The sequence below is a fragment of the Mesorhizobium sp. M7A.F.Ca.CA.004.12.1.1 genome (assembly GCF_003997835.1).
In the GTDB taxonomy this organism is placed as follows: Bacteria; Pseudomonadota; Alphaproteobacteria; order Rhizobiales; family Rhizobiaceae; genus Mesorhizobium.
On sequence record NZ_RZRK01000875.1, the window covers coordinates 1 to 2,492 of the forward strand.

Sequence of the window (2,492 nt, forward strand, 5' to 3'; positions counted from 1 at the left end):
CGTGAATACAATCTGGCGCTCGGCGCCCGCCGCGCCGCCGCCACCCGTGACTTCCTTGTCGCCAAGGGCGTCTCGGCCAGCCGTCTCAAGACCATTTCCTACGGCAAGGAACGTCCGGTCGCGGTTTGCGACGACATCTCCTGCTGGTCGCAGAACCGCCGCGCGGTCACCACGCTTAGCGGCGCTGGCTCCTGAAGCATCACGCAGCCGACCGGCGCGTCAAGAACGGCGGCCGTCTAGCGGTAAAAATGCAACATACCTGTGCGAAAGGCGGCCTTGGGGGCCGCCTTTTTCACATCCGGATGCCCGAAACAAAATTTGGCCGAAGTCTCGGCTCCTGCTATGAGCCGAGGGCGCTTGGCTGGTCCCATGCTGATTGGAAGGCGCGAACAAGCTAACGAAATCACTGCGAGAGGCACATGCATTTGAGATCGGTTCTGAGCGGCACGCTTGCGCTGCTGCTCCTATCAGGCGTCACCGCCCTGGCCAGCGGCACCGGGGCGAGCGGCACGGGGCAATCAACCGACAGCGGCTTTACCTTCCATCTTCCCAGTATCGAATTGCCCAACCTTTTCGGTCAAAAGAAGAAACCGGACCAGGTTCAGCTGGTGCAATCCGATCCTGCCGCTGTCACCAGCCTGGAAGAGCAGCTGCGGCAGATGAACGGCAAGATCGAGGAACTCAATTTCCAGGTCCTGCAGATGCAGGAGCAGATCCGCAAGCAGCAGGAAGACAATGAATTCCGCTTCCAGCAGCTGGAAGGCGGCGGCACGCAAGGCGGGCAGCCGCCGGCGCAGAAGAAATCGGACGCCACCACCGGCACCGACAACGATGTGGCGGCGGCCCCGGCAATACGGGCGCCGGCCGATGCCGGCGCCGCGCCCGCCAACGATCAATCGGCAGGCGGCAAGACGGTCGAGGATGTCATCGTCGAATCTCCCGACGGCGACCCCGGAAAGGTTATTCCCGGTACGGGAGCGCCGGAAAAGAATTTCGGCACCATCACCGTCGACAAGAACGGCAATGTCATCGATGCCGGCGGCAACACGCAATCGACCGCGCCGGCGCAGGACACCGCGCCAGTCGCCGGGGCGGCGCCCAAGGCCGGAAAATCCGATACGGTGGTCGCGGCGTTGCCCGCCACCAACAACCCGGAAGAGCTTTACCGCAACTCCTACCAGTTCATCCTCTCGGGCGACTACGGCACCGCCGAGCAGGGTTTTCGCGATCACATCGCCCGCTTCCCCAAGGATGCGAAGGCGGCGGACGCGCATTACTGGCTGGGCGAGTCATTGCTCGGCCAGCAGAAATACCGCGACGCGGCCGAGACGTTCCTTGCCGCCAGCAAGGACTACCCCAAGGCCAAGAAAGCTCCCGACATGTTGCTGAAGCTCGGCGTGTCGCTGGTCGGCCTCAAGCAGCATGATGTTGCCTGTGCCACCTTCAGCGAGGTCGGCAAGCGCTACCCTGATATTTCCAGTGCGCTCAAGGAACGCGTCAAGCAGGAGAAGGCTCTGGCTGCCTGCTGATCCTTGTCCTACATGTCGTTGTCCTGAAACCGGGATCACTTTTGGGCGACATGCATTATGCTCGACACCGAGCCGGACCTTTCGACTAACCCTTTTTCGCATATCGATTTTACCAGCGGCGCTGTTGCGGCCGTGTCCGGCGGCAGCGACTCGACCGCCCTGCTCCTTCTTCTCAGACACCATCTCGACCGTAAGGCGCCGGCAACCAGGCTGCTGGCGGTAACGATCGACCACGGTTTGCGGTCCGGTTCGGCTGCGGAAGCGCAAACAGTGGCGAAGCTGTGCGCCAGACTCGGAATTTCACACCGCATCCTGACATGGTCGGGCCCCAAGCCATCGACCGGCCTGCCCGCCGCCGCTCGCGAGGCGCGCTACCGGCTGCTGGCCGAGGCGGCACAAGCCGAAGGCATCGGCCTGATCCTCACCGGCCATACCGCCGATGACCAGGCAGAGACGGTGCTGATGCGGCAAGCGCGCGAGGAAGGATTGGCGCGGGACGGGGGCCAAGGCCATGCCGAAATGGCAGGCCGGGGACTTGCCGGCATGGCGCCGGCCACCTTGTATGACTGGCGCGAGTGGATCGTTCGGCCGCTTCTCGGGTTGCGGCGCGAGGCGCTGCGCGACGTCCTGCGGCGTGAGAATGTCGGCTGGGCCGACGACCCCACCAATATCGACGCGGCCTTCGAGCGGCCGCGTGTGCGGGCAGCCCTTGCCGACAGCAACGGTGCGCAGCGCATCGACGATGCACTGGCGCTGGCCGCGCATGAGGGCCGCGCGCGCAGTCAACTCGGCCTCGCCGCCGCAAGTTTGATCGGCGATTTCGCGACCCGGCTGTCCTGCGGGCTCATTCGTCTTGATCCGCTCTTGCTGAACACAGGCGACGAGCGAGCGGCCGTCTATGCGTTGCGTATCCTGCTGGCCATGACCGGCGGAATTGCCTTCCTGCCGGATCAGGCCCGCAGC

General features: G+C 64.2%; 3 protein-coding genes. All 3 read left to right on the forward strand.

Annotation, left to right across the window (positions count from 1 at the left end):
* Positions 1–195: OmpA family protein (locus tag EN984_RS31065; protein WP_164757703.1), on the forward strand; the 195-nt coding region annotated here is incomplete at its 5' end.
* 224 nt (positions 196–419) lie between these two features.
* Complete coding sequence (gene ybgF / locus EN984_RS31070) at positions 420–1,529, forward strand: tol-pal system protein YbgF (RefSeq protein WP_127270140.1); 1,110 nt, start codon at positions 420–422, stop codon at positions 1,527–1,529.
* A 57-nt stretch (positions 1,530–1,586) separates the two neighbouring features.
* Positions 1,587–2,492 (forward strand): tRNA lysidine(34) synthetase TilS (gene tilS / locus EN984_RS31075; protein ID WP_127384202.1); only part of this gene is annotated, 906 nt, incomplete at its 3' end.